Origin of the sequence: Thermus sp. LT1-2-5, assembly GCF_040363165.1 — a bacterium.
Classification (GTDB): domain Bacteria; phylum Deinococcota; class Deinococci; order Deinococcales; family Thermaceae; genus Thermus.
In genome coordinates this window covers 181,382-205,169 of sequence record NZ_BSRG01000001.1, presented here as the reverse complement: position 1 = coordinate 205,169, position 23,788 = coordinate 181,382, and the positions used below count along the sequence as shown (strand labels likewise).

Sequence of the window (23,788 nt, the reverse complement as noted above, 5' to 3'; positions counted from 1 at the left end):
TCCTTCACGCGTAGGGCAGTAGGAGCTTGATCCGCTCCGCCTCGGGCTTGGCCAGGGTGAACTTCCGCCCCTTTTGCCGGATGGTCTTCCCCGACTTATGCCAGTTGAGGTGCCGCTTGCCCGTCCTCATGGCCACCACCTTGCCCGAAGCGGTCACCTTCACCCGCTTCTTGGCGCCCTTATGGGTCTTCATCTTCGGCATGTTCTTCCTCCCGCCCTTGGGAAGCGCCCCCGGAAGGGGACTTGGGAGCTCCCCAAAAGCCATCCCACTATACCAGAGGCAAGGGCTTCGGTCTAGGCGGACACCTTGGCGGGAGCCAGGAGCATGTTCATGTCCCGGCCCAAAAGCTCCGGCTTCATCTCCACCACGGCGAGCCCCTTCAGGTCCTCGGCCACGCGGTTCAGGAGCTTTTCCCCGAGCTCAGGGTGGCTCATCTCCCGCCCCCGGAACATGATGGTGACCTTGACCTTGTGCCCATCCTCCAGGAAGCGCTTGATATGGTTGAGCTTGGTCTGATAGTCGTGGTCGTCAATCTTGACCCGGAACTTGATGGACTTGACCTCGGTGCGCTTGGCCTTCTTCCGGGCCTCCTTCTCCGCCACCTGCTGCTCGTAGCGCCACTTGGAATAGTCCATGATGCGGGCCACGGGGGGGTCGGCGGTGGGACCTACCAGGACCAGGTCCAGATCCTGCTCCTGGGCCAAGCGCAGGGCCTCCCGGGTGTCCATGATGCCGAGTTGCTGCCCATCGGGTCCGATGACCCTCACCTGTTTGGCGCGGATGCGTTCGTTAACCAAGTACTCCTTTATCTACACCACCTCCTAGCCCGCAGGGCCTTGGCCTCTTCCTGTGCGGGCTAAGGGCAGTCTAGCAGGAAGCCTTCCCCACTACAATGGGGGCATGGTCCTGGTGGAGCGCGGGCGGGTCTACCGCCTGTACCTGAACGACCCCGAGCGGCGCAACCCCCTCTCCCCCGCCATGGTGGAAGGCCTCCTCAAGGCCTTGGACGAGGCGGAAGCGGACCAAGAGGCCAAGGCGGTGGTCCTCACGGGGATGGGTAAGGCCTTTAGCGCCGGGGCCGACCTGGCCTTTTTAGAAAGGGTCACGGAGATGGGAGCGGAGGAAAACTACCGCCACTCCCTTTCCCTCATGCGCCTGTTCCACCGCCTCTACACCTTCCCCAAGCCCACGGTGGCGGCGGTGAACGGCCCAGCGGTGGCGGGTGGGGCCGGGCTCGCCACCGCCTGCGACCTAGTGGTCATGGACCCGGAGGCCAAGCTTGGCTACACCGAGGTGAAGATCGGCTTCGTGGCCGCCTTGGTTTCCGTGATCCTGGTGCGGGCCGTGGGGGAAAAGGTGGCCAAGGACCTCCTCCTCACGGGCCGCCTCCTGGAGGCGGAGGAGGCCAAGGCTTTGGGGCTTGCCAACCGCCTGAGCCCCCGCGGCAAAGCCCTGGAGGCGGCGGTGGCCCTGGCGGAGGAGGTGGCGGAAAACGCTCCCACCTCCTTGCGCCTTACCAAGGAACTCCTCCTCGCCCTCCCGGGGATGGGCCTCGAGGACGGCTTCCGCCTGGCCGCCTTGGCCAACGCCTGGGTGCGGGAAACGGGAGACCTGAAGGAGGGCATCCGCGCCTTCTTCGAGAAGCGAAAGCCCCGCTTCCCGTAAACTTTTGCTATGGGCCTCGTCCCCGAGTGCTTCATCACCGAGATCGTGGAGCGGGACCTCAAGGAGGGGAAGTACCCCAAGCTCCTCACCCGCTTTCCCCCCGAGCCCAACGGCTACCTCCACATCGGCCACGCCCGGAGCATCGTCCTAAACTTCGGCCTGGCCTTGGACTATGGCGGAGAGTGCAACCTCCGCTACGACGACACCAACCCGGAAACGGAAAAGGAGGAGTACGCCCGAGCCATCGAGGAGGACGTGCGCTGGCTGGGCTTCACGCCCACGCAGGTCCTCTACGCCTCGGACTATTTTGAGAAAATGTACGAGTGCGCCCTGGTCCTCATTCAGGAGGGGAAGGCCTACGTGGACGACCTCTCCGAGGAGGAGATGAGCGCCCTTCGGGCCCAGGGCAAGCCCAGCCCCTACCGCGAGCGGAGCGTGGAGGAAAACCTGGACCTTTTTTTGAGAATGCGCCAAGGGGAATTCCCCACAGGAAGCCGGGTCTTGAGGGCCAAGATCGACCCCGCCCACCCCAATTTCAAGCTGCGGGACCCGGTGCTCTACCGCATCGTCCATGCCCCCCACTACCACGCCGGGGACAAGTGGGTCATCTACCCCATGTACGATTACGCCCACCCCTTGGAGGACTTCATCGAAGGGGTAAGCCACTCCCTTTGCACCCTAGAGTTCGAAAACAACCGGGCCATCTACGACTGGGTCATCGAAAACCTCAAGGGAAAGTGCGGCCTACCCCTTGCCCCCAGGCCCCACCAGTACGAGTTCGCCCGGCTGGACCTGAGCCACACCGTGCTTTCCAAGCGCAAGCTGATCCGGCTGGTGGAAGGGGGGTACGTCACGGGCTGGGACGACCCCAGGCTTCCCACCCTGAGGGCTCTAAGGCGGCGGGGGGTGCGGCCCGAGGCCATCGTGGAGTTTGTGCGGCGCACGGGGATTTCCCGCAACGAGGGCCTCATCGAGATGGAGCTCTTTGAGGAGGTGGTGCGGGACGACCTGAACCCCATCGCCCCCAGGGTCCTGGGGGTGCTGGAACCCTTAAGGGTGGTCCTCACCAACTACGAGGGGGAGGAGTGGCTCCTGGCCCCCTACTGGCCCCGGGACATCCCCAAGGAAGGGAACCGTCCCCTCCCCTTTTCCCAGGAGATTTATATTGAGCGCACAGACTTCAGCCTAACCCCCCCCAAGGGCTGGAAGCGCCTCGCCCCGGGGCAGCGGGTGCGCCTCCGCCACGCCTACGTGATAGAGCTGGAGGACGTGGTGGAGGAAGGGGGCGCAATCAAGCTCCTCAAAGCCCGCATCGTCCCCGGGACCCTGGGGGCAAACCCCGAGGAAGGCCCCAAGCCCAAGGGGGTAATCCACTGGGTTTCCGCCCGCCACGCCCTGCCCGTGGAGTTTCGGCTGTACAACCGCCTCTTCCTCACCAAGGACCCAGAGGAAGGGGGGGACTTCCTCCAGAACCTGAACCCCGAGGCCCTGGAGGTGAAGCGGGGCTTCATCGAACCCAGCGTGGCCCAAGACCCCAAGGACACCCGCTACCAGCTGGAGCGCCTGGGCTACTTCTGGCAGGACCCCGTGGACTCGAGGCCAGACGCCCTGGTGATGAACCGCATCGTCCCCCTCAAGGAGGGGTACAAGGCCTAAAGCCCCAGGCTGAGGCCCACCGCCGCCCCCACCCCGAAGCCTGGGGTGGGGGTGAGGTAGTAGATGGGGTGGAGTTCCAGGTAGGCCCCAAGGAGGGGCAGGGGCAAGTTGAACCAGGTGCCGAAGACCGCCCTAACCCCCCCTTGGCCCCGGGCGTCCGCGGGGTAGCTCAGGGCGGGGCCCGTGCCGTAGAAGGCCCCGAGGCCCAGGTAGAGGTCCGTGAGGGGGAGCTTCAGGAGGAGGTCCGCCCCCCCTCCCAGGGCCTCGAGGCCCACCCCCCCATAGACCCGCCCCTCCGCCAGGAAGGGGACCAAGGCGAAGCGCACGCCCCCTTGCACCCCAAAGGGGCTACCCAGGCTCACCTCCGCCCGCTGCCCTAGCCCAAAGGCCAAAAGAACCCCCAATAGCGCCCACACCCTACGCACGCCGCACCTCCTCTAAAAGCTCCGCCACCTTAGCCACCTGCGCCCGGTGCACCCCGGGCCGGTAGTCCACCATCACCGCTTCCACCTGGAGCATCCCCAGGGCCCGGAGGAAGGCTTCCTTAAGCGCTCGGCTTTCCAAGGCGCTCACCCGCATGCCCAACTGGGGGTGGTGGGCCAAGAAGGCCTCCGCCAGTTCCCGGCGCGTCCAAATGCCGGAAAGCCGTTGCCCTAAGGCCTCCACCACCAGGTGCTCCCCCGGCTCCCCTTCCAACACGTACCAGACCCCGGAAAGCTCCGGCTCCACGGGTAGATAATACCTCCGTGCGCCTGGACCGCTACTTGGTGGAACAAGGCCTGGCGGAAAGCCGGGAAAAGGCCAAGGCCCTCATCGCCCAGGGGAAGGTGCGGGTGGAGGGCAAGGTGGTGCAAAAGGCCGCCTACCCCGTGCCCGAGGGGGCCCAGGTGGAGGTCCTGGAGGAAGTCCGGTACGTGAGCCGGGGGGCCTACAAGCTCCTGGGAGCCCTCGAGGCCTTCGCCTTGAGCCCAGCGGGGAAGGTGGCGGCGGACCTGGGGGCGAGCACGGGAGGGTTCACCCAGGTGCTCTTGGAGGGGGGAGCAAACCGGGTCTACGCCGTGGACGTGGGCAAGGGGCAACTCCACCCCAGCCTGCGCCAGGACCTGCGGGTGGTGAGCCTGGAGGAGCAAGACGCCCGCACCCTCCGCCTCCCCGAACCCGTGGACCTCCTGGTCATGGACGTTTCCTTCATCTCCTCCACCCTCCTGTTGCCCAAGGTCTGGGAACTCCTCGAGCCCGGCGGGGACGCTTTGGTCCTGGTAAAGCCCCAGTTTGAACTCTGGCCCGGGGCCCACAAGGGGGTGGTGCGGGACCCCGCCCTAAGGCGAAGGGCCCTCGTGCGGGTGCGGGAAAAGGCGATGAGCCTAGGCTTCCAGGTGCTGGGCGAAAGGGAAAGCCCCCTCCCGGGCAAGGAGGGGAACCGGGAGGTGTGGCTTTGGCTCAGGCGCCCTTAAGCCACTCCTCGGCGATCTGCACGGCGTTCAGGGCCGCCCCCTTCAAGAGCTGGTCCCCCACCACGAAGAAGTCCAGGCCGTTCTCAAAAGCGAGGCTTTGCCGGATGCGCCCCACCTCCACGTCCCACTTGTGGCTGGCGGTGAGGGGCATGGGGTAGCGCTTGGCCAAGGGCTCGTCCACCACCTCCACCCCGGGGGCTTGCCGCAACACCTCCCGCGCCGCCTCGGGGCTCACGGGCTCGGCGAACTCCACGCTCACCGCCTCGGCGTGGGCCCTCAGGGTGGGCACCCGCACCGCGGTGGCGCTGATCTTGAGGGTGTCGTCCCCGAAGATCTTGTGGGTTTCCCACACCACCTTCATCTCCTCCCGGGTGTAGCCGTTTTCCTGGAAGGCGTCGATGTGGGGAAGGACGTTGAAGGGAAGGGGGTGGGCGAAGACCTCCGCCTGAGGGGCCTCCCCGTGGAGGAAGCGGTGGGTTTCCCTGAGGAGCTCCTCCATCCCCTTTGCCCCCGCCCCCGAGGCCGCCTGGTAGGTGGCCACGATGACCCGCTTGGCCCGGAAAGCCCGGTGGAGCGGCCAAAGGGCCATGGCCAGGATGGCGGTGGTGCAGTTGGGGTTGGCGATGATGCCCCGGTGGCGGAAGATGGCCTCCCGGTTCACCTCGGGCACCACCAAGGGCACCCAGGGCTCGTAGCGGAAGGCGCTGGAGTTGTCCACCACCAAGGCACCCCCCTCCGCCCAGACCAGGGCCAAGGCCTTGGAAAGCGCCCCCCCGGCGCTGGCCAGGACCAGGTCCACGGGCAAAGGCCCCTCGGGCAAGGGCTCCACTAAGACCTCCTCCCCCCGGAAGGGGAGGCGCCTGCCGGCGGAGCGGGGGGAGGCGTAAAGCCTAAGCTCGCTTAGGGGGAAGTTTCGGGCCTCGAGGACCTTCAGGATCTCCTGCCCCACGGCCCCCGTGGCCCCCACCACCGCTACCCTCATGCCGCCCATGGTATCACCACCGGAGCTTCTCCCGCAAAAAGCCCTCCAGCTCGTCCACGTGAAGCCGGATCTGCTCCATGGTGTCCCGGTCCCGCACCGTCACCGTGTCCTTGAGCTTGGTGGTGCCGTCCTTGCTCTGGCCGATGGTGTCGTAGTCCACGGTGATGGCGAAGGGGGTACCCACCTCGTCGTGGCGGCGGTAGGCCTTGCCGATGTTGCCCGTGTCCTCGTAGAGGATGCGGCCAAGGCCCAGGGCCTGGAGCCTGCCCTTCAAGCGCTTGGCGTACTCGGTGATCTCGGGGCGGTTCTTGGCCAGGGGGATCACCGCCGCCTTGATGGGGGCGAGCTGGGGTTTGAGCCGGAGGACGATGCGCTCTTCCCCATTGGGAAGCTCCTCCCGGGTGAAGGCCTCGGAGAGAAGGGCCAAGACCCCCCGGTCCACCCCGGCGGAGGGCTCGATCACGTAGGGAACGAACCACTTCCCCGTTTCCGGGTCCCGGTAGGCGAGGCGCTGGGTGGAGTGCTCGTTCCTGAGCACCTTGGCGCTGACCCCTAGCTCCTCTTGGTCCTTGGTGTGGCTCCCCAGGTCGAAGTCCGTGCGGTTGGCGATGCCCTCCAGCTCCTCCAGGCCGTGGGGGAAGCGGTAGAGGATATCCACCGTGGCCTTGGCGTAGTGGGCGAGCTCCTCCTTGGGCTGCTCGTAGGGCACCAGGTTGTCCCGGCTTAGGCCCATCTCCTGCCACCACTTGAGCCGTTCCTCCACCCAGTAGCGGTGCCAGTACTCGTCCTCCCCTGGGCGCACGAAATACTCGATCTCCATCTGCTCGAACTCCCGCACCCGGAAGATGAAGTTCCTGGGGGTGATCTCGTTGCGGAAGGCCTTGCCGATCTGGGCGATGCCGAAGGGGAGCTTGCGGCTCGTGGCGTCCAGGACGTTCTTGAAGTTGATGAAGATGCCCTGGGCGGTTTCTGGGCGCAGGTAGGCCAGGGCGGCCTCCTCCTCCACCGGGCCCACGTAGGTCTTGAACATCATGTTGAAGTAGCGGGGCGGGGTCCAGTCCCCAGGCTCCCCCGTGGCTGGGTCCAAGACCCCGGCGGCGGTCATGGCCCCTCCGGCCCGCTCCGGGGAGGCCATCATGGCCTGGACCAAGGCGTGCAGGTGGCCCTCCTCCACCTCCATGGCCCGGTAAAGGCGGGCCAACACCGCCTCGGGCTGGTCCTTCAGCAGGTGGTCCAGGCGGTAGCGCTTTTTGGTGATGCGGTTATCCACCATGGGGTCGGCGAAGGTGGCCTCGTGGCCCGAGTAGTAGAGGACGAGGCGGTGGGTCAGGATGCTGGCGTCCAAACCCTCCATGTCCTCGCGCTCGTAGACGTTCCGACGCCACCAGGCTTGCTTGAGGTTGTTCTTGAGCTCCACCCCTAAGGGCCCGTAATCGTAGGTGCCCTGGAGGCCCCCGTAGATCTCCGAGCCCTGGAAGATAAACCCACGCCGCTTGCAAAGCGCCACCAGTTCGTCAAGGGTGCTCGCTGGCATCTTTCCTCCCCAAGGGGCTAAGCCCCGGTTAAAGGGCATCTTACCGGATGCCAAGGTGAGCCGGGGCGCAAACCCACGCCAAGGGGGCGCTTAGGCTAGAATGTGAGGTAGAGGGGAGCATGAACAGGTACGACGACCGCGCCAGGCTGGTCTTTCACTACGCAAGGGAGGAGGGGAGCCGCTTAGGCCACTCCATGATCGGCCCAGAGCACCTCCTCCTGGGCCTGATGCGCGAGGGGGGCACCGCGGCCCGCATCCTCCAGGAGTACGGGGCGAGCCTCGAGGCCATGCGCCGCATGGTGGAGGAGCTGGTGGGCCGGGGTGAGGGGAGCCGCACCGGCGAGCCCCCCGCCATCACCCCCAGGGCGAGGCGGGTCATGGAGCTGGCCAGCGCCGAGGCCCGCAACATGGGCGCCCCGGTCATCGGCACGGAGCACATCCTCCTGGGCATCATCCGCGAGGGGGACGGGATCGCCTACCGCATCCTCTCCCACTTCGCCAAGGACGTGGACGCCATCCGCTGGCGGGTCCTGTCCATGGCCGAGGGCCGGGAACGGGAGAAGCCGGTGAACACCCCCTTCCTGGACGAGTACGGCCGCGACCTTACCAAGGAGGCCCGGGAGGGGAAGCTGGACCCCGTCATCGGCCGGCAGGAGGAGATCAACCGGGTCATCCAGATCCTGGCCCGGCGCACCAAGAACAACCCCGTCCTCATCGGCGACCCTGGGGTGGGCAAGACCGCCATCGTGGAGGGCCTGGCCCAGGCCATTGTGGAAGGCCGGGTCCCCCCCATCCTGCGAGGAGCGCGGGTGGTGGCCATTGACCTCGCCGGGGTGGTGGCGGGCACCAAGTACCGGGGCGAGTTTGAGGAACGCTTGCGCCAGATCATCGAGGAGCTCAAAAACGCCAAGGTCATCGCCTTCATCGACGAGCTCCACACCCTCATCGGCGCCGGGGGGGCCGAGGGGACCCTGGACGCCGCCAACATCCTGAAGCCCGCCTTGGCCCGGGGGGAAATCCAGGTGATCGGGGCCACCACCACCGGGGAGTACCACCGCTACATTGAAAAGGACGCCGCCTTAGAACGCCGCTTCCAACCCGTGATCGTCCTGGAGCCCTCCCCGGAGGAAACCCTGGAAATCCTCAAGGGCCTCCGCCCCCGCTACGAGGCCCACCACGGGGTCATCATCCCGGACGAGATCCTGGAGCTCTCGGTCAAGATCGGCATCCGCTCCCTTCCCGGGCGCAACTTTCCCGACAAGGCCATAGACCTCATCGACGAGGCGGCAAGCCGGGTGCGCCTCAACGCCTCCTTGGGCCTCCCCGTGGCCGAGGAGGAGGACGGCACCCCCATGGTGACCCGGGAGGACATCGAGGCGGTGGTGGACTCCTGGGGCGGGGTCTACGTGGACGACAAGGACGACGAGAAGCTCATGCGCCTGGAGGAGGAGCTTAGGAAGCGGGTGGTGGGCCAGGAGGAGGCCATCCGCGCCCTGGCAAGCGCCCTCCGCAGGGCCCGGGTGGGCCTGGGGGGCCGGACCCGGGTGGCGGCGAGCTTCCTCTTCGTGGGGCAAAGCGGCGTGGGCAAGACCCAGCTGGCCAAGGCCCTGGCGGAGGTGCTCTTCGGCTCGGAGCGGGCCCTCATCCGCTTTGACATGTCGGAGTTCCAGGAGCCCCACTCCATCTCCAAGCTCATTGGGGCCCCGCCTGGCTACGTGGGCTACGAGCAGGGAGGCCGCCTCACGGAGGCGGTGCGCCGCCAGCCCTTTAGCGTGGTCCTCCTAGACGAGATCGAGAAGGCCCACCCCGACATCTACAACACCTTCCTCCAGGTCCTGGACGAGGGCCGCCTCACGGACGGCATGGGGCGCACCGTGGACTTCCGCCGGGTGATCCTCATCATGACCTCCAACACCGGCTACAACGTGGGCCCCGCCATCGGCTTCACCAGCAAGGAGGTGGACACCGAGTCCCCCTTGAAGGCCCTCTTCACCCCCGAGTTCCTGGACCGCCTGGACGAGGTGATCCGCTTCCGCCCCCTTACGGAGGAGGAGCTGGTCCAGGTGGCCCGGCTCATGTTGGAGGACATCCAGAAGGAGCTGAAGAGCCGGGACATAGAGGTGACCTTCGCTCCGGAAGTGGCCCGCTTCGTGGTGGAGCAGGCCCCCAAGACGGGGAGCGCCCGGGCCATCCGCGGGGTGATCCGGGAGCGCATCGAAGACCCCCTCTCCCTCGCCCTCCTGAAGAAGCCCACGGGACGGCTTTACGTGAGCGTGGAGGAGGGCCGGTTGGCCTTCCACGAGGTGGAGGGGGAGGAGCTTTTGGTCTAGAGGGGTGGCGCAAGGGGGGAAGGGGTTTGAAGGCCCTTTCCCCTCCTTTTGACCATGGGGAAGACCGCATACGTCTGCGTGGAGTGTGGCTACCGCACCCCTAAGCCCCTGGGGCGGTGCCCGGGGTGTGGGGCCTGGGAAAGCTTCCAGGAGGTGGCCCCCACCCCCCCAAAGCGGGAGGCGCCCAAGGAGGCCTCCCTCCACTTTCTTTCCCGGGTGGAGGAAGGGGAAGAAGGGCGCTTCTCCTCGGGCCTCGAGGAGGTGGACCGGGTGTTGGGCGGGGGGTTTGTCCCCGGGGAGGTGGTCCTCCTGGGAGGGGAGCCTGGGGTGGGCAAGAGCACCCTCCTCCTGGAGATGGCCAAGCGCATGGGCCGGGAGGTCTTCTACGTGGCGGGGGAGGAGTCGCCGGGCCAGATCAAGCTCCGGGCCCGGCGGCTTGGCCTAGAAGAGCTTGTTCTCCTTCGGGAAACGCGCCTGGAGCCCCTTTTGGCCCTGCTGGAGCGCAAGCCCCCAGAAGCGCTTTTTGTGGATTCCATCCAGACCATCGAGGCCGGGGGAAGCCCGGGGAGCCTGGTGGCGGTGCGGGAGGCCACGGGGGCCTTCGTGCGCTTGGCCAAGGCCACGGGCACGGCGGTGGTCCTGGTGGGGCACGTGACCAAGGAGGGGGTGGTGGCGGGGCCCAAGAGCGTGGAGCATGCGGTGGACGCCACGCTTTACCTGGAAACCGCCGGGGTCTACCGGGTGTTGCGGAGCGCCAAGAACCGCTTCGGCCCTGTGGGCGAGCTCGGGGTCTTCCGCATGGAGGAGAAGGGGCTTTTGGAGGTGAAAAACCCCTCCGAGGCCTTCCTCCTGGAAAGGCCCCTAGGGGTTCCGGGAAGCGCCATCGCCTTGGCCTTGGCCGGGGAAAGGGCCTTGGCCCTCGAGGTCCAGGCCCTGGCGGCCAAGACCCCCTTCCCCGCCCCCCGCCGGGTGGTGCAGGGCCTCGAGGGCCGACGGGTGGACATGGTCCTGGCGGTGCTGGAAAGGCGGCTTGGGCTACCCCTGGGCAACCTGGACATCTACGTGAACCTGGCGGGGGGGCTTCGGGTGCAGGACCCAGGGCTGGATTTGGCCGTGGCCCTGGCGGTGTATTCTGCGGTGGTGGGCAAGCCCCTTCCCCCGGACCTGGCGGTGGTGGGGGAGGTGGGGCTTCTCGGCGAGGTGCGAAGCGTTATGGGCTTGGAGAGGCGGCTTAAGGAAGGGGAACGGGCGGGGTTTTCCCGCTTCCTCCACCCCGGGAACATCCGGGGGCTAAAGGAGGCGGTGGAAAGGTACTTCGGATGAGCGGCCGGGTCTTCCTATACCTCCTTTTCGCCTTCTTGGGGTACCAGCTGGCGGTGGGCTTGGAGGGCTTGGGCCTTCTTCCCCGCTCCGCTGGCCTCTTATCCCTAAACCGGCTCTACCTGGTCTTGGCGGGCTTCCTCTCGGGGGTCCTCCTCGCCCCCAGGCTCGAGGCCTGGTGGGAAAGGCGCTTTCCTCGCCTAAAAGACCTTCCCCCCGAGGTGCCCGTGGCCCTCACCTTGGGGGCCAGCTTAGGCCTCCTTCTCACTGTGCTCCTCACCTCCCTCCTCTCCCAGGTGCCGGGGTTTTCCCCTTACCACAGCCTTCTTCTCGCCCTTTTCCTGGTGGGGCTTTTCTCCTATTTGGCCCTGGGCTACCGGGACTACCTGCGCCTGCCCCGGCCGGACAGGGCCAAAGGGGGCAAGGTCCTGGACACCAGCGTCCTGGTGGACGGCCGCATCGCCGAGGTGGCGGCCACGGGGTTTCTGGAGGGGCCCCTCTACGTGCCCCACTTCGTCCTGAAGGAGCTCCAGCACTTCGCCGACAGCCAAGACCCCCTCAAGCGGGCCAAGGGCAGGCGGGGACTTGAGGCGCTGGAGAGGCTGAAGGAACACCTTGCCCTCGAGGTCCTGGAGGAAACCCCCAAAGGGGAGAGCGTGGACGAGAAGCTCCTCTTCCTGGCCCGGGAACTGGGGGCGGCTTTGGTGAGCAACGACCTCGCCCTCCTACAGATGGCCCGCATCTACGGGGTGAGGGCCCTTTCCGTGCAGGCCCTGGCCCAGGCCCTAAGGCCCCAGCTCCAGGTGGGGGATACCCTCAAGCTCCTCATCCTCAAGGAGGGGAAGGAGCCCCATCAGGGGGTGGGCTACTTGGAGGACGGCTCCATGGTGGTGGTGGACGGGGGGATCCGCTACCGGGGGCAGGAGATCGAGGTGGTGGTAACCCAGGCCATCCAGACCCAGGTAGGCCGCCTTTTTTTCGCCCGCCCTGCGGTGGAGGCCTAGGGGTATAATGCCCATCGGCCTTGGCCGGCCAAGGAGGTGGAGCTTGAACCTGCACGAGTATCAAGCCAAGGAAATCCTGGCCCGCTTTGGGGTGCCGGTGCCGCCCGGCAAGGTGGCCTACACCCCAGACGAGGCGAAGCGCATCGCCGAGGAGTTCGGCAAACGGGTGGTGATCAAAGCCCAGGTCCACGTGGGCGGGAGAGGCAAGGCGGGTGGGGTGAAGCTCGCCGACACCCCCCAGGAGGCCTACGAGAAGGCCCAGGCCATCCTGGGCATGAACATCAAGGGCCTCACGGTGAAAAAGGTCCTGGTGGCCGAGGCGGTGGACATCGCCAAGGAGTACTACGCCGGGCTCATCCTGGACCGGGCGCAAAAGCGGGTGGTCCTCATGCTCTCCAAGGAGGGGGGTGTGGACATCGAGGAGGTGGCGGCGGAGCGCCCCGAGGCCATCCACAAGTTCTGGATTGATCCCCACAAGGGCTTCCGCCCCTTTGAGGCAAGGGAGATGGTGAAGCGGGCCGGCCTCGAGGGCAACCTCAACAAGCTGGCCCAGGTCCTGGTGGCCCTTTACCGGGCTTACGAGGGGGTGGACGCCTCCATCGCCGAGATCAACCCCCTGGTGGTGACCTCAGACGGCCAGGTGGTGGCCGCCGACGCCAAGATCGTCCTGGACGACAACGCCCTCTTCCGCCACCCAGACTTGGCGGAACTCCGCGAGGTGGAAGCGGAGCACCCCCTGGAGGTGGAGGCCAGCAACTACGGCTTCGCCTACGTGAAGCTCAACGGCAACATCGGCATCATCGGCAACGGAGCGGGGCTTGTCATGTACACCCTGGACCTGGTGAACCGGGTAGGGGGCAAGCCCGCCAACTTCCTGGACATCGGGGGCGGGGCCAAGGCGGACGTGGTCTACAACGCCCTCAAGGTGGTCCTCAAGGACCCCGACGTGAAGGGGGTCTTCATCAACATCTTCGGCGGCATCACCCGGGCGGACGAGGTGGCCAAGGGAGTGATCCGGGCCTTGGAAGAGGGACTCCTCACCAAGCCCGTGGTCATGCGGGTGGCGGGCACCGCCGAGGAGGAGGCCAAGAAACTTCTGGAGGGTAAGCCCATCTACATGTACCCCACGTCCATAGAGGCGGCCAAGGCCATCGTGGCCATGGTGGGAGGTGCGGCGTGATCCTGGTGAACCGCGAAACCCGGGTCCTGGTCCAGGGGATCACCGGCCGGGAAGGGCAGTTCCACACCAAGCAGATGCTGGACTACGGCACCAAGATCGTGGCCGGGGTCACCCCGGGCAAGGGGGGCACGGAGGTTCTTGGCCTACCCGTCTACGACACGGTGAAGGAGGCGGTGGCGAACCACCCCATAGACGCCTCCATCATCTTCGTGCCCGCCCCCATGGCGGCGGACGCCGCCTTGGAAGCGGCCTACGCCGGCATCCCCCTCATCGTCCTCATCACCGAGGGCATCCCCACCCTGGACATGGTGAAGGCGGTGGCGGAGATCAAGGCCCTAGGTAGCCGCCTCATCGGGGGGAACTGCCCCGGGATCATCAGCGCCGAGGAGGCCAAGATCGGCATCATGCCCGGCCACGTCTTCAAGCGGGGCAAGGTGGGGCTCATCAGCCGCTCCGGCACCCTCACCTACGAGGCGGCGGCCGCCTTGTCCCAAGCGGGGATTGGCACCACCACCACCGTGGGCATCGGGGGCGACCCAGTTATCGGCACCACCTTTAAAGACCTCCTCCCCCTCTTCAACGAGGACCCAGAAACCGAGGCGGTGGTCCTCATCGGGGAGATCGGGGGCTCGGACGAGGAGGAGGCAGCAGCCTGGGTGAAGGAGAACATGAAAAAGCCCGTGGTGGGCTTCATCGGCGGCCGCTCCGCCCCCAAGGGCAAGCGCATGGGCCACGCCGGGGCCATCATCATGGGGAATGTGGGCACCCCGGAGTCCAAGCTCAAGGCCTTCGCCGAGGCGGGCATCCCCGTGGCCGACACCATCGACGAGATCGTGGAGCTGGTGAAAAAAGCCCTGGGCTAGACGCCTTTGGCCTTGGGGCCCCCATCCGGGGGCCCCGTTTCACACCCGGCCCGTGGCCTCCGCCAGGGCCAAAAGCCTTTTGGCGTGCGCCTCCCCAAGCTCCCCGGGGCGAAGCCGCCAGGCCCAGTTGCCGTGGGGCCTTCCCGGGTAGTTCATCCGCGCCTCGGACCCCAGGGCCAACACGTCCTGCACCGGAAAGACGGCAAGCTGAGCCCGGGAGGCCATCCCCAGGCGCATGAGGGCCCAGGGCACCTCGGTTTCCTCGTCAAAGGTGATCCCCCACTCCGCCAGGTAGCGGGCCAAAAAGCCCCGCTCGTGGGGCGTGGCGGTGCGGTACCAGCCCAAGGTGGTGTCGTTGTCGTGGGTGCCGGTGTAGACCACCACCCGCCCGTGCTCGGGGTAGTTGTGGGGGAGGAAGGGGTTTTCCATCCCGTCGTCGAAGGCGAACTGCAACACCTTCATCCCGGGAAGCCCAAAGCGGTCCCTTAGGGCCTCCACCTCCGGGGTGATCACCCCCAGGTCCTCCGCTAGGATGGGCACCCGGCCGAAGACCTCCTGGATGCGGGCGAAGAGGCTTTCCCCCGGGGCCTTGACCCAGCGCCCCTCCACCGCCGTGGGGCAGGAGGCGGGGATCTCCCAGTAGGCCTCGAAGCCCCGGAAGTGGTCGATCCGCACCAGGTGGAATAGCTCCAGCGCCTTCCTTAGGCGGGCGATCCAGAAGGAAAAGCCTTCCCTTTCCAAGACGTCCCAGCGGTAGAGGGGGTTGCCCCAGCGTTGTCCCGTTTCCGAGAAGTAATCCGGAGGCACCCCGGCCACCACGGTGGGCCTCCCCTCCTCGTCCAGGTGGAACCACTCGGGGTGGGCCCAGACCTCGGCGGAATCCTCGGCCACGAAGATGGGCATATCCCCGATGAAGGCGATGCCCAAAGCCTCGGCTTCCTCCCTTAGGGCGTGCCACTGACGGAAGAAAAGCCACTGGGTGAAGGCGTGGAAGGCGATTTCCTCCGCCAACGAAGCCTCCGCCTCCCTAAGTGCCCCTTCCTCCCGCCTTCTCAGGGGAAGGGGCCAGGCGTTCCAAGGAAGCCCCCCGTGGTGGGCCTTGAGGGCCATGAAGAGGGCGTAGTCCCGAAGCCACCACGCCTCCTCCTCTTGGAAGCGGGCAAAGGCCTCCTTCTCCTTTGGGCTAGCCTTTTCCTGGAAGCCCTGGAACGCAGCCCTGAGGGCGGGCCACTTCCAGGCGTAAAGGCGGCCGTAGTCCACCCTGCCCTCGGGGAAACCGGGGCCCTCGAGGCGGAGAAACCCCCGCTCCGCCAGGGGCCTCAGGTCGATCAGGTAAGGGTTACCACCGAAGGCGCTAAAGGACTGGTAGGGGGAGTCGCCGTAACCCGTGGGGCCCAAGGGGAGGACCTGCCAGTAGCGGGCCCCCGCTTCCCGAAGAAAGCGCAGGAAGGCCCGGGCCTCCTCCCCCAACACCCCCACGCCCCAGGGACCCGGGAGGCTCGTGGGGTGGAGGAGCAAACCGTACGCGCGGGGCATCATGCCTCCACTCTACCCCGCGCGTGGAAAAGCTTCCAGACCCCTTAGCCTACCTTGTTGCCCTTCTCGTCGTAGGTGTAGAAGCCCCGGCCCACCTTGCGGCCCAAAAGCCCCGCCTGCACCATGCGGCGCAAAAGAGGGGAAGGGCGATACTTGTCGTCGCCGAAGCCCTTGTGAAGCACCTCCATAATGGCCAAGCAGGTGTCCAGACCGATGAAGTCCGCAAGCTCCAAGGGCCCCATGGGGTGGTTCATCCCCAGGCGCATGACGCCGTCGATGGCCTCCTTGCTGGCCACCCCTTCCCGCAAGGCCTCGATGGCCTCGTTGATCATGGGCATGAGGAGGCGGTTGGAGACGAAGCCCGGATAGTCCTGCACCTCCAAGGGGGTCTTCCCCATACGCTGGGCCACGGCCACCACCACGTCCCGGGTTTCCGGGGCGGTGAGCTCGCCCCGGATCACCTCCACGAGCCCCATGAGGGGCACGGGGTTGAAGAAGTGCATGCCGATGAAGCGCTCGGGGCGCCCGGAGTAGCGGGCCAAGGCGGTGATGGGAATGGAGCTGGTGTTGCTGGCCAGGATGGCCTCGGGCTTGGCCAAGGTGGCGAGCCGCTCAAAGAGCCGCCGCTTTTCCCCCTCATCCTCCACGATGGCCTCCACGATGAGGTCGGCCTCCTTCAAGGCTTCCAGGGCCAGGCTGGTGCGGATGCGCTTCAGGGCTTCGTCGTGGGCTTCCTGACTCAGGCGCCCCTTTTCCAAAAATTTCCCCAAGGAGCGGCGGATGGCGGCGAAACCCCGTTCCAGATAGCCCTCCGCCACGTCCACCAGCACCACCTCGTACCCCGCTTGGGCCGCCACCTGGGCGATGCCGCTTCCCATCTGGCCCGCCCCCACCACGCCGATGGTCTTCACTTCCATAAGCCACCTCGGGGGCTATTTTACGCCCCGTAGGTTCACCAAGAGGACGCCCAAAAGGGCGAGCCCCCCGCCCAGGAGGGAAAGCGGGGAAGGCACCTCCCCGAGCCAGAGGTAGGCAATGAGTAGGGCGAGCAGGGGGGAGAGGTAGAGGAAGGAGGAGAGCCTCGAGGCCGGGGTCCGGGAAAGGGCGTAGGTCCAGGTGAGGTAGGCCAAAGCCCCGGGGAACACCCCCAGGTACAAGGCGGCCCAAAGGGCAGGCCGCGGCGCCTCCTTTAGGGCCTCGCCCAGCCCAGGGAGGAAGGCCAAAAGGGGAAGCGTGCCCAGGACCAGGGTGTAGACCGTCATCTCCTCGCTCCGGTAGCGGGCGAAGAGGGGCTTTTGCAAAACGAAGTAGAAGGAGGTGGAAAGCGCCGCCACCAGGACCAAAAAGGCCCCCGGGCTCAAGGCCACGCCCCCACCCTCCCCCCAGGCGATGAGGGCGGAACCCCCAAGGGCAAGGCCAAAGCCCAGGACCTCCCTGGGGCCCAGCCTCTCGCCCAGGAGGAGGTGGGAAAGCAAGGCGGTGAAGACCGGCCCGGTGGCGATGAGGAGGCTAGCCGCCCCGGCGCTCACCGTAAGCTCCCCGTAAACCAAGGCGGTGTGGTACACGGTGATGCCCAAGACACCCAAGGCGAACAGCCGGGGCAGGTCCTCCCGCCGAGGAGGGCGCAGGCGCAGGAAGCGGGCGTAAAGGAGGAGGAGGCTACCCGCCACCAAAAAGCGGAGCAGGACCAGGTGCCCCGGGGCCAAGCCCTGGAGGCCGGCCCGAATGCCGGCGAAGGCGCTCGCCCAGAAGAGGATGGTGATGAGGGCCGCCCCTAAGGCTTTAGGCTCCATGGGGCACGACCAGGTAGTAGAAGCCTCCGTCCAAAAGCCCCTGCTCCAACAGGGCGTTCACCTCCCGGGCGGAAACCCGGCCGATCCGGTCCTTGAGCTCCGCCAAGGAGAGGTAGCGGCCGGTGTACAGGTACTCCATCCCCAGGTGGAAAAGCCGGCCCATGGGGGTCTCCCCGGCGAAGACCAAGGCGGTGGCCAAGGGGGTTTTGGCCCGCTCCACCTCTTCCTCCCGCACCCCCTCCCGCCGCAGGCGGACGAGCTCCTCCTGAAGGGCGGAAAGCACCGCCTCCTTGTTGCCGGGGTCCGCCTGCACGTAGGCGTGGAAGAAGCCCGCCCGGTCCGCCTCCTCGTGGCCGAAGGAGGCCACCTCCGCCAGGCCCCGGTCCACCAGGGCGAAGTGGAGCCTTCCCGAGCCCTCCTCCCCCAGAAGGTGGGTGAGCACTTGGGCGGCGAAGCGGGCCTCCTCCTGGTAGGCCACCCCGGGGAAAAGCCCCACCAGGTAAAGGGCCCGGGCCTTCTCGTAAGGCCTTTCTTCCAGGCCCGTGGCCGGGGATAAGGGGGGGTAAGCCCGTCCCGCCTCCCCTTCCGGCCAGGAGGCGGTGAGGGCCTCCGCCTCGGCCAAAAGCCGCTCAAAGTCCACCTTGCCCGTGGCGGCGAGGACCATGTTCTTGGGCAAGTAGCGCCGGGCATGGTAGGCCGCCATCTGCTCCCGGGTGAGGGCGGTGATGCTCTCCTTGGTGCCCAAGACGCTATTCCCCAAGGGGTGGCCCCGGAAGAAGCGGGCCCGGGCCCAGTCGTAGGCCATGAACCCGGGGCGGTCCTCGTAGCGGGCGATCTCCTCCAGGATGACCTTTTTCTCCGTGTCGAAGTCCTCTTGGCGCAAAGCGGGGCGCAGGAGCCGGGTGAAGAGGGCCAGAAGTTCGAAGGCAAACTCCGGCAACACCGCCCCGTAGTAGACCGTGGCCTCCTCGGAGGTGAAGGCGTTGTACTGGGCTCCCATCCGGTCGAAGGCCAGGTTCACGGAAAGGGCGTCCATCCCCTCGGGCCCCTTGAAGACCATGTGCTCCAGGAAGTGGCTTACCCCGCTTTCCTCCTTGGCCTCGTCCCGGGCCCCTGTTCTCACGAAGTAGCCCAGGGCCACGCTCTTGGCCTCGGGCAGGACTTCGGCGATGACCTTCAGGCCGTTTTTTAGCTCTGCCTCACGAAACATGGCTTACCTCTCCCAAAAGCCCCACCCAGGGGTTCCGGTAGGGGTGTTCCCGCAGGAAGCGGTTCACCGCCTCGAGGCTGGTCCCAGCGATGGCCCCTTCTATCTCCGCCAAGGGGCGCACCCGCCCCAGGTAGAAGAGGTCCCGGGCCATGGAGGCGGCCCGGCTCCTCACGGACTCGTCGGCGAGGACCAAGGCGGTCTTTAGGCCCACCTTGGCCCGGGCCAGCTCCTCCTCCGCCACCCCTTCCTGCAGGCGCTCCATCTCCCTCAGCATCACCGCCAAGGTTTCCCCCGCCCTCTCCTTGGTGGTGCCGGCGTAGGCCATAAGGAGGCCCTGGCCCTTAACCCCGGCGGGGAAGGCGGAAACGGCGTAGACGAGGCCCCGCTTCTCCCGTACCTCGGTGAAAAGGCGGCTGGACATGCCCCCGGAGAGGACCTCCAGGGCGAGCCGGGCGGCGTAAAACCGGGGGTCCTCCGGCCCCACGTCGGGGTAGGCCAGGCCGATCTGCACCTGGGCCGTGGGCCTTTCCAGGTGGAAGCGGTGGGGCTCAGAAAGCTCTGGAGCAGGGTAAAAGGCCTCCTCCCCTTCCCAGGCCAAGAGGGGCTCGATGGCCCCAAGGAGACGCTCCCAGGAAACCCCCCCCGCCACCGCCAGGATGGCCCCCTTCGGGGTGTAGCGCCGCCGGAAGTCCTCCCGCACCGCCTCCGGGTTCGCCCCCTTTAGGCTTTCCTCCTCCCCCAAGGGGTCGCGGCCGTGGGGGGAGAGGAAGACGTGGCGACGTAGCTCGGAAAGGAGCTTCCGCGCTGGCTGGTCCTCCTGGGAAAGGAGGGCCTGCAAGGCCACGCTCCGCACCGCCTCAAACCCCTCCTCGGGAAGGCGGGGCCGGGTGAGAAGAAGGGCGTAGAGGCGGAAGACCTCCTCCAGCACCTCGGGCAAAAAGGCGGCGGAGAAGGCGGTGTACTCCAGCCCCGCCCCGCTATTCCGCCGCACCCCAAGGGCGTCCAAGGCCTCCGCCAACCCCCTGGCGTCCAGGTCCCCCGCCCCTTTCCAAAGCCAGGCCTCGAGGAGGGCGCTCGCCCCCAACAGCCCCTCGGGCTCGTTCACCGCCCCAGCGGGGACCAAAAGCTGAAAGGCCACCCCCGGGTAGTCCCTTTCCTCCAGGGCCAAGAGGAGGCCATTCGGTAGTCGCTCCACGCGGCTCACAGGCCTAAGGGTATCATGGGGAGCGTGAGGGAAGGGGAACTTCGGGAGAGGCTTCTACGGCCCCTTCTGCGGGAGCTCAAAGACGGGGCGTTGGACCGGGTGGTGGTGGGGGGCCTGGAAAGCCTGGTGCACAACCTGGCCCGGCCCTTCCCCGAGGTCCAGCGGCTCTTCCAGGGCTACGGGGCCAAAACCCCCGAGGCGCGGAAGAAGGTCCTAGAAGCCGCCATCCGCCTTCTCCAAGACGGCCTTCCCCAGGAACAGGAAAAGCCCCCAAGCCCTCCCCCTTCCCGCCTAGCCCCGGAGGAGCCCGCCCACCGCCTCGCCCCCCCGCAAAGCCGCAAGAAGCTTTCCGAGCTCGGCCTCCACACGGTGCGGGACGTCCTCCAGTACTACCCCCGCCGCTACGAGGACCGGCGCACCCTGCCGGGGGTGCGCTTTCTGGAGGATGGGAAGAAGGCCACCTTGCAGGTGAAGGTCCTTAGCAAAGAGCTGATCAAAACCCCCAAGAAGGGCATGCAGGTGGTGCAGGTGAAGGCCCAAGACGCCTGGGGCTGGCGGCTCACCTTGGTCTGGTTCAACCAGCCTTGGGTCCTGTCCCAAGTGGAGGAGGGGGCCACCCTCATCGTCACGGGCCGGGTGCAGCGGCGGGGGGGCGTGCAGCTTTTTGTGGAACACTTCGAGGACGAAGGGGCCGAGTCCCTTTCCACCGGGCGCATCGTCCCCATCTATCCTGCCAAGGAGGGGATAAGCCAAGCCTTCCTCCGGCGCACGGTGCAACGGGCCCTGGAACTGGCCCTGCCCCTTCCCGACCCCTTGGGCTCCTACCGGGAGGCGGAGGGGCTTTTGCCCTACAACGAGGCCCTGCGGCAGATCCACTTCCCCGAGGACGAGGAGGCGCTCCAGCGGGCCCTTTTGCGGCTCAAGTTTGACGAGTACCTCCTTCTGGAACTCAAGGCCCTCCTGGACGCCGGGGGGATGGTCCTGGGGCGGAGCTTCCGGGTGGAGGAGGCCTGGGTGGAAGCCTTCAAGAAGGCCCTCCCCTTCCCCCTCACCCGGGCCCAGGAACGGGTCATGGGGGAAATCGCCCAGGACATGCAAAACCCGAGGCAGATGGCCCGCCTTCTGCAGGGGGACGTGGGCTCGGGGAAGACGGTGGTGGCCGCCTTCGCCCTCTACCTGGCGGCGCAAAACGGGGCGCAAGGGGCCCTCATGGCCCCCACGGAGATCCTGGCGCAACAGCACTTCCAAAACCTCACCCGCTACCTCTTCCCCCTAGGGGTGCGGGTGGAGCTCCTTTTGGGCTCCATGAGCCCGAAGGAAAAGGAAGCGGCAATCGGGCGCCTGAGCCGGGGGGAGGCCCAGGTGGCGGTGGGCACCCACGCCCTCATCCAGGAGGGGGTGGCCTTTAGGGATTTGGGCCTCGCCGTGGTGGACGAGGAGCACCGCTTCGGGGTGTTGCAGCGGCGGGCCCTCCTCAAGCTGGCCCACACCCCCCCCGACGTCCTGGTGATGTCCGCCACCCCCATCCCCCGCTCCTTGGCCCTCACCCTCTACGGGGACCTGGAGGTGAGCCTCCTGGACGAGATGCCCCCCGGGCGTACCCCCGTGAAGACCAAGGTCCTGCCCCACCGCCTCCGTCTCCAGGCCTACGCCTTCGCCCGGGAGGAGGTGAAAAAGGGCCACCAGGTCTTCGTGGTGGCCCCGGCCATCGAGGAGAACGAGGAGCTGGACCTCAAGGCGGCGAAAAGCCTCTACGAGGAGCTCAAGGCCCTCCTCCCCGAGGTGCGCATGGCCCTCCTCCACGGCAAAATGCCGGCCCGGGAAAAGGAAAAGGTGATGGAGGCCTTCCGGCAAGGGGCCTTTGACCTTCTCGTTTCCACCACGGTGATCGAGGTGGGGGTGGACATCCCCAAGGCCACCCTCATCATCGTGGAAAACGCCGAGCGCTTCGGCCTCGCCCAGCTCCACCAGCTCCGGGGCCGGGTGGGGCGGGGGGGCCTCGAGGGCTACGCCATCTTCCTGGCGGGGGAGGCAAGCCAGAAAACCCTCAAGCGGCTCAAGGTCCTGGAGGAGTCCACGGACGGCTTTTACATCGCCGAGGTGGACCTGAAGCTAAGGGGCCCCGGGGAGCTCAGGGGCACGCGGCAGTCGGGCTACCCCGAGCTCCGGCTGGGCGACCTGGCGGAGGACACGGGGATCATCGAGCGGGCCCGGGCCTTGGCCAAGCGGATCCTCGAGGCCGACCCCGACCTCTCCCGCCCCGAGCACCAGGCCCTGAAGGCGGAGCTCAAGGCCCAGGCAGAGCGCATCGGCTTTAGGGAAGTGATCTGATGCGGGCCCTCCCCCACCCCCACCTTCCCGCCTTCTTCTCGGAAGGGGGGGCTTTGCGGGCGCGGGCCCTCAGGGACTACCTCCTGGCCCTTAGGGAGGTCTACGCCCGCTACGCCCCCCTTCCCCCCGTGGCCCTTTACATCCTCTCGGAAAAGGACTGGCGGGCCCGGCTTCCCTACCCCTACGGCCTCCCCTTCCAGCACGCCGGGCTCGAGGGCCTGGCCCTTTACGCCCCCCTCACCTACCCGGAAAGGCTCCTCCACCGCCTGCGGGAGGCCCTTCTGCCCTTGGGGCCCCCTCCCGGGGAAATCCCCGCCTTCCTAGACCTCAACCTGGGGCACGAGTACGCCCACGCCGTCCAGGTGGCCTGGCGGCTCCGCACGGGGGCCAGGTGGCTGGACGAGTTCTTCGCCAACTACCTCTTCCTCTTAGCCCTAAGGGAGGCCAGCCCCTCCTTGGCGGACCTCCTCCTCACCTGGAGCCGCTACCTCGCCCGTCTCACGCCCAAGAGAAAAAGCCTTTCCGCCTACGAACGGCGGCGTGGGGGGCTTGCGGGGGCGCTTTGGTTCCAGGCCCAGTTCACCCTCAAGGCGGAAGAGCTCCTTCGGGAAGACGGGGACCGCCTCCTAAGGGCCTTTTTGGCGGAGACCCCCCTGGACCGCAGGAAGGGCCACCGCCTGCTTTTGGCGCTTTACCCCGGGCTGAAGGGTTGGTTCGCCGGCTTCGGCCTCAGGGGCGCACTCGAGGGGGCACCTTCCCCTCCGCCAGGCCCCTGAGCCAGTCCAAGAAGCTTACCTCGCCCACCTTCACCGTGTACAGCTCGGGCCGGGGCAGGATGCAGTGCTGGCCCCCGGGGGCCAGGTAGAAGGTGTAGTTTTCCGCCTGGGCCGGGCGGAGCACCGCCTCCAGGGCCTTTTGCGCCCACTCCCGGGCGGTGGCCTCGGAAGGGGTGGCCTCCCCCTTCATGAGGCCGTAGAAGAAGATCTGGGTGCCATCCAGGACGGTGGTGTACTGGGCGACGGCCGCCTTTGGGTAGGCCCGGGCCAAGGCCAAGTAGATCTCCGAAACCTCGGGGTTCGGGGAGAGGCCCGGCAGGTCGGGCAGGCGCGGGTTCCAGCGGGCGAAGCCCGGGAAGCCCTCCGTGCGCACCCCCACCCCGGCGTCCCCGCAGACCGCCACCTGGGCGTTCCTGTAGGTGGACAGCACCTTGTCCGCCCAGAAGACCGCCCCGTAGGCCCCGGCGCTACACCCGGTGACGAAGACCCGCTCCGGGTTGGTGTGGTTCTTGAAGACGTACTCCAGCACCGCCTGGACGTTCCGCGCCCCCTGGTGGTGAACCCTGAAGCCCCCGTAGTCCACCGTGGCCCGGCCCACGTGGAGGTCCCCGGTGCAGTAGGGGATGAAGACGTGGGTCCAGCCGTGGAAAGGGTTGACCACGCTGATGCGGTTATATATGCCCTGGGCGAGGGCGAGCTCCTGCGTGTCCACCCGCTTGCGGTAGGTGCGGCTTTCCGGGCCGCAGGTGGCGGCGTCCCAACAGGCCCCACCCCCCTGGAAGTCCAAGACCACCTTCTTGGGGTCCCCTGGGCTCACGTAAAAGCGGTAGGGAGACCCGTCGGCGCAAACCCCGCCCGGCACCTCCACCGCCTGCCAAAGGGCAAGCCCCTGAGCTAGGGCCAAACCCAAAAGCCAAAGGAGGGCTAGAAGCCGTTTCATTTCCACCTC

At 67.1% G+C, this 23,788-nt stretch carries 22 protein-coding genes; 10 read left to right on the top strand and 12 right to left on the bottom strand.

Annotated features, from left to right (window positions below):
- Nucleotides 1-4 precede the first annotated feature (4 nt).
- Nucleotides 5-202, bottom strand: a complete 198-nt coding sequence (rpmI, locus tag ABXG85_RS01015) for a 50S ribosomal protein L35 (RefSeq protein WP_353511875.1) — start codon at nucleotides 200-202, stop codon at nucleotides 5-7.
- Between the two features lie 92 nt (nucleotides 203-294).
- On the bottom strand, nucleotides 295-810 hold the full coding sequence (gene infC / locus ABXG85_RS01010) for a translation initiation factor IF-3 (RefSeq protein WP_353512061.1): 516 nt from the start codon (nucleotides 808-810) through the stop codon (nucleotides 295-297).
- A 91-nt stretch (nucleotides 811-901) separates the two neighbouring features.
- Here infC and ABXG85_RS01005 point away from each other — a divergent pair, with 91 nt between their 5' ends.
- Together ABXG85_RS01005 and ABXG85_RS01000 are read left to right on the top strand one after the other, a co-directional pair.
- Complete coding sequence (locus ABXG85_RS01005) at nucleotides 902-1,666, top strand: enoyl-CoA hydratase/isomerase family protein (RefSeq protein ID WP_353511874.1); 765 nt, start codon at nucleotides 902-904, stop codon at nucleotides 1,664-1,666.
- Nucleotides 1,667-1,675: 9 nt separating this feature from the next.
- A complete protein-coding gene (locus ABXG85_RS01000; RefSeq protein WP_353511873.1) occupies nucleotides 1,676-3,322 on the top strand; it encodes a glutamine--tRNA ligase/YqeY domain fusion protein in 1,647 nt (548 codons plus the stop codon).
- Here the strand turns inward: ABXG85_RS01000 and ABXG85_RS00995 are convergent.
- Nucleotides 3,319-3,747: a hypothetical protein gene (locus tag ABXG85_RS00995; RefSeq protein WP_353511872.1), complete on the bottom strand. Its 429-nt coding sequence runs from the start codon at nucleotides 3,745-3,747 to the stop codon at nucleotides 3,319-3,321. The two genes, ABXG85_RS01000 and ABXG85_RS00995, sit on opposite strands and share 4 nt — an antisense overlap.
- Entirely contained in the window at nucleotides 3,740-4,051 is a 312-nt protein-coding gene (locus ABXG85_RS00990) for a DUF3234 domain-containing protein (RefSeq protein ID WP_353511871.1), read from the bottom strand. Before ABXG85_RS00990 ends, ABXG85_RS00995 begins: the two co-directional genes overlap by 8 nt.
- Nucleotides 4,052-4,068: 17 nt before the next feature.
- Between ABXG85_RS00990 and ABXG85_RS00985 the strand changes: the two genes are divergently transcribed.
- Nucleotides 4,069-4,776 (top strand): TlyA family RNA methyltransferase, encoded by a 708-nt coding sequence (locus tag ABXG85_RS00985; RefSeq protein ID WP_353511870.1) that lies wholly within the window; start codon nucleotides 4,069-4,071, stop codon nucleotides 4,774-4,776.
- Here the strand turns inward: ABXG85_RS00985 and ABXG85_RS00980 are convergent.
- Nucleotides 4,763-5,758, bottom strand: coding sequence for an aspartate-semialdehyde dehydrogenase (locus ABXG85_RS00980; protein ID WP_353511869.1), 996 nt, complete (start codon nucleotides 5,756-5,758; stop codon nucleotides 4,763-4,765). The genes ABXG85_RS00985 and ABXG85_RS00980 overlap by 14 nt on opposite strands.
- Before the next feature lie 13 nt (nucleotides 5,759-5,771).
- Nucleotides 5,772-7,292, bottom strand: a complete 1,521-nt coding sequence (locus ABXG85_RS00975) for a glycine--tRNA ligase (protein WP_353511868.1) — start codon at nucleotides 7,290-7,292, stop codon at nucleotides 5,772-5,774.
- 119 nt (nucleotides 7,293-7,411) lie between these two features.
- Here ABXG85_RS00975 and ABXG85_RS00970 point away from each other — a divergent pair, with 119 nt between their 5' ends.
- The 5 genes from ABXG85_RS00970 to sucD are packed head-to-tail and all read left to right on the top strand — an operon-like array spanning nucleotide 7,412 to nucleotide 13,989.
- Nucleotides 7,412-9,622: an ATP-dependent Clp protease ATP-binding subunit gene (locus ABXG85_RS00970; RefSeq protein WP_353511867.1), complete on the top strand. Its 2,211-nt coding sequence runs from the start codon at nucleotides 7,412-7,414 to the stop codon at nucleotides 9,620-9,622.
- Between the two features lie 54 nt (nucleotides 9,623-9,676).
- Nucleotides 9,677-10,945, top strand: coding sequence for a DNA repair protein RadA (gene radA, locus ABXG85_RS00965; protein ID WP_353511866.1), 1,269 nt, complete (start codon nucleotides 9,677-9,679; stop codon nucleotides 10,943-10,945).
- The gene (locus ABXG85_RS00960; RefSeq protein WP_353511865.1) at nucleotides 10,942-11,946 is read left to right on the top strand and encodes a PIN/TRAM domain-containing protein; all 1,005 of its coding nucleotides are present in this window, start codon (nucleotides 10,942-10,944) and stop codon (nucleotides 11,944-11,946) included. Before radA ends, ABXG85_RS00960 begins: the two co-directional genes overlap by 4 nt.
- Before the next feature lie 43 nt (nucleotides 11,947-11,989).
- Entirely contained in the window at nucleotides 11,990-13,126 is a 1,137-nt protein-coding gene (gene sucC, locus ABXG85_RS00955; protein WP_486401631.1) for a succinate--CoA ligase subunit beta, read from the top strand.
- A complete protein-coding gene (sucD, locus tag ABXG85_RS00950) occupies nucleotides 13,123-13,989 on the top strand; it encodes a succinate--CoA ligase subunit alpha (RefSeq protein ID WP_353511863.1) in 867 nt (288 codons plus the stop codon). The genes sucC and sucD overlap by 4 nt, the downstream gene beginning before the upstream one ends.
- 39 nt (nucleotides 13,990-14,028) lie before the next feature.
- On the opposite strand, the gene malQ is transcribed toward sucD, so the two are convergent.
- Genes malQ through ABXG85_RS00925 form a run of 5 tightly spaced genes read right to left on the bottom strand, consistent with a single transcriptional unit; the run spans nucleotide 14,029 to nucleotide 19,732 of the window.
- On the bottom strand, nucleotides 14,029-15,528 hold the full coding sequence (gene malQ / locus ABXG85_RS00945; protein WP_353511862.1) for a 4-alpha-glucanotransferase: 1,500 nt from the start codon (nucleotides 15,526-15,528) through the stop codon (nucleotides 14,029-14,031).
- 41 nt (nucleotides 15,529-15,569) lie between these two features.
- A complete protein-coding gene (locus ABXG85_RS00940; RefSeq protein WP_353511861.1) occupies nucleotides 15,570-16,442 on the bottom strand; it encodes a 3-hydroxybutyryl-CoA dehydrogenase in 873 nt (290 codons plus the stop codon).
- A 15-nt stretch (nucleotides 16,443-16,457) separates the two neighbouring features.
- The gene (locus ABXG85_RS00935) at nucleotides 16,458-17,318 is read right to left on the bottom strand and encodes a DMT family transporter (protein WP_353511860.1); all 861 of its coding nucleotides are present in this window, start codon (nucleotides 17,316-17,318) and stop codon (nucleotides 16,458-16,460) included.
- Nucleotides 17,308-18,528 (bottom strand): M16 family metallopeptidase, encoded by a 1,221-nt coding sequence (locus ABXG85_RS00930; protein ID WP_353511859.1) that lies wholly within the window; start codon nucleotides 18,526-18,528, stop codon nucleotides 17,308-17,310. Before ABXG85_RS00930 ends, ABXG85_RS00935 begins: the two co-directional genes overlap by 11 nt.
- On the bottom strand, nucleotides 18,518-19,732 hold the full coding sequence (locus tag ABXG85_RS00925; protein WP_353511858.1) for a M16 family metallopeptidase: 1,215 nt from the start codon (nucleotides 19,730-19,732) through the stop codon (nucleotides 18,518-18,520). The genes ABXG85_RS00930 and ABXG85_RS00925 overlap by 11 nt, the downstream gene beginning before the upstream one ends.
- A 15-nt stretch (nucleotides 19,733-19,747) precedes the next feature.
- Here ABXG85_RS00925 and recG point away from each other — a divergent pair, with 15 nt between their 5' ends.
- Nucleotides 19,748-22,063 (top strand): ATP-dependent DNA helicase RecG, encoded by a 2,316-nt coding sequence (gene recG, locus ABXG85_RS00920; protein ID WP_353511857.1) that lies wholly within the window; start codon nucleotides 19,748-19,750, stop codon nucleotides 22,061-22,063.
- Nucleotides 22,063-22,839, top strand: a complete 777-nt coding sequence (locus ABXG85_RS00915) for a hypothetical protein (RefSeq protein ID WP_353511856.1) — start codon at nucleotides 22,063-22,065, stop codon at nucleotides 22,837-22,839. Before recG ends, ABXG85_RS00915 begins: the two co-directional genes overlap by 1 nt.
- On the opposite strand, the gene ABXG85_RS00910 is transcribed toward ABXG85_RS00915, so the two are convergent.
- Entirely contained in the window at nucleotides 22,793-23,779 is a 987-nt protein-coding gene (locus ABXG85_RS00910) for a pectin acetylesterase-family hydrolase (RefSeq protein ID WP_353511855.1), read from the bottom strand. The genes ABXG85_RS00915 and ABXG85_RS00910 overlap by 47 nt on opposite strands.
- Nucleotides 23,780-23,788 lie beyond the last annotated feature (9 nt).

What these genes read in the sequence shown, in the direction of transcription:
- rpmI (WP_353511875.1), bottom strand. Translation starts at nt 202, where the DNA reads ATGCCGAAGATGAAGACCCATAAGGGCGCCAAGAAGCGGGTGAAGGTG.
- ABXG85_RS01005 (WP_353511874.1), top strand. Translation starts at nt 902, where the DNA reads ATGGTCCTGGTGGAGCGCGGGCGGGTCTACCGCCTGTACCTGAACGAC.
- ABXG85_RS01000 (WP_353511873.1), top strand. Translation starts at nt 1,676, where the DNA reads ATGGGCCTCGTCCCCGAGTGCTTCATCACCGAGATCGTGGAGCGGGAC.
- ABXG85_RS00980 (WP_353511869.1), bottom strand. Translation starts at nt 5,758, where the DNA reads ATGAGGGTAGCGGTGGTGGGGGCCACGGGGGCCGTGGGGCAGGAGATC.
- ABXG85_RS00975 (WP_353511868.1), bottom strand. Translation starts at nt 7,292, where the DNA reads ATGCCAGCGAGCACCCTTGACGAACTGGTGGCGCTTTGCAAGCGGCGT.
- ABXG85_RS00970 (WP_353511867.1), top strand. Translation starts at nt 7,412, where the DNA reads ATGAACAGGTACGACGACCGCGCCAGGCTGGTCTTTCACTACGCAAGG.
- radA (WP_353511866.1), top strand. Translation starts at nt 9,677, where the DNA reads ATGGGGAAGACCGCATACGTCTGCGTGGAGTGTGGCTACCGCACCCCT.
- ABXG85_RS00960 (WP_353511865.1), top strand. Translation starts at nt 10,942, where the DNA reads ATGAGCGGCCGGGTCTTCCTATACCTCCTTTTCGCCTTCTTGGGGTAC.
- malQ (WP_353511862.1), bottom strand. Translation starts at nt 15,528, where the DNA reads ATGATGCCCCGCGCGTACGGTTTGCTCCTCCACCCCACGAGCCTCCCG.
- ABXG85_RS00940 (WP_353511861.1), bottom strand. Translation starts at nt 16,442, where the DNA reads ATGGAAGTGAAGACCATCGGCGTGGTGGGGGCGGGCCAGATGGGAAGC.
- ABXG85_RS00935 (WP_353511860.1), bottom strand. Translation starts at nt 17,318, where the DNA reads ATGGAGCCTAAAGCCTTAGGGGCGGCCCTCATCACCATCCTCTTCTGG.
- ABXG85_RS00930 (WP_353511859.1), bottom strand. Translation starts at nt 18,528, where the DNA reads ATGTTTCGTGAGGCAGAGCTAAAAAACGGCCTGAAGGTCATCGCCGAA.
- recG (WP_353511857.1), top strand. Translation starts at nt 19,748, where the DNA reads ATGGGGAGCGTGAGGGAAGGGGAACTTCGGGAGAGGCTTCTACGGCCC.
- ABXG85_RS00915 (WP_353511856.1), top strand. Translation starts at nt 22,063, where the DNA reads ATGCGGGCCCTCCCCCACCCCCACCTTCCCGCCTTCTTCTCGGAAGGG.
- ABXG85_RS00910 (WP_353511855.1), bottom strand. Translation starts at nt 23,779, where the DNA reads ATGAAACGGCTTCTAGCCCTCCTTTGGCTTTTGGGTTTGGCCCTAGCT.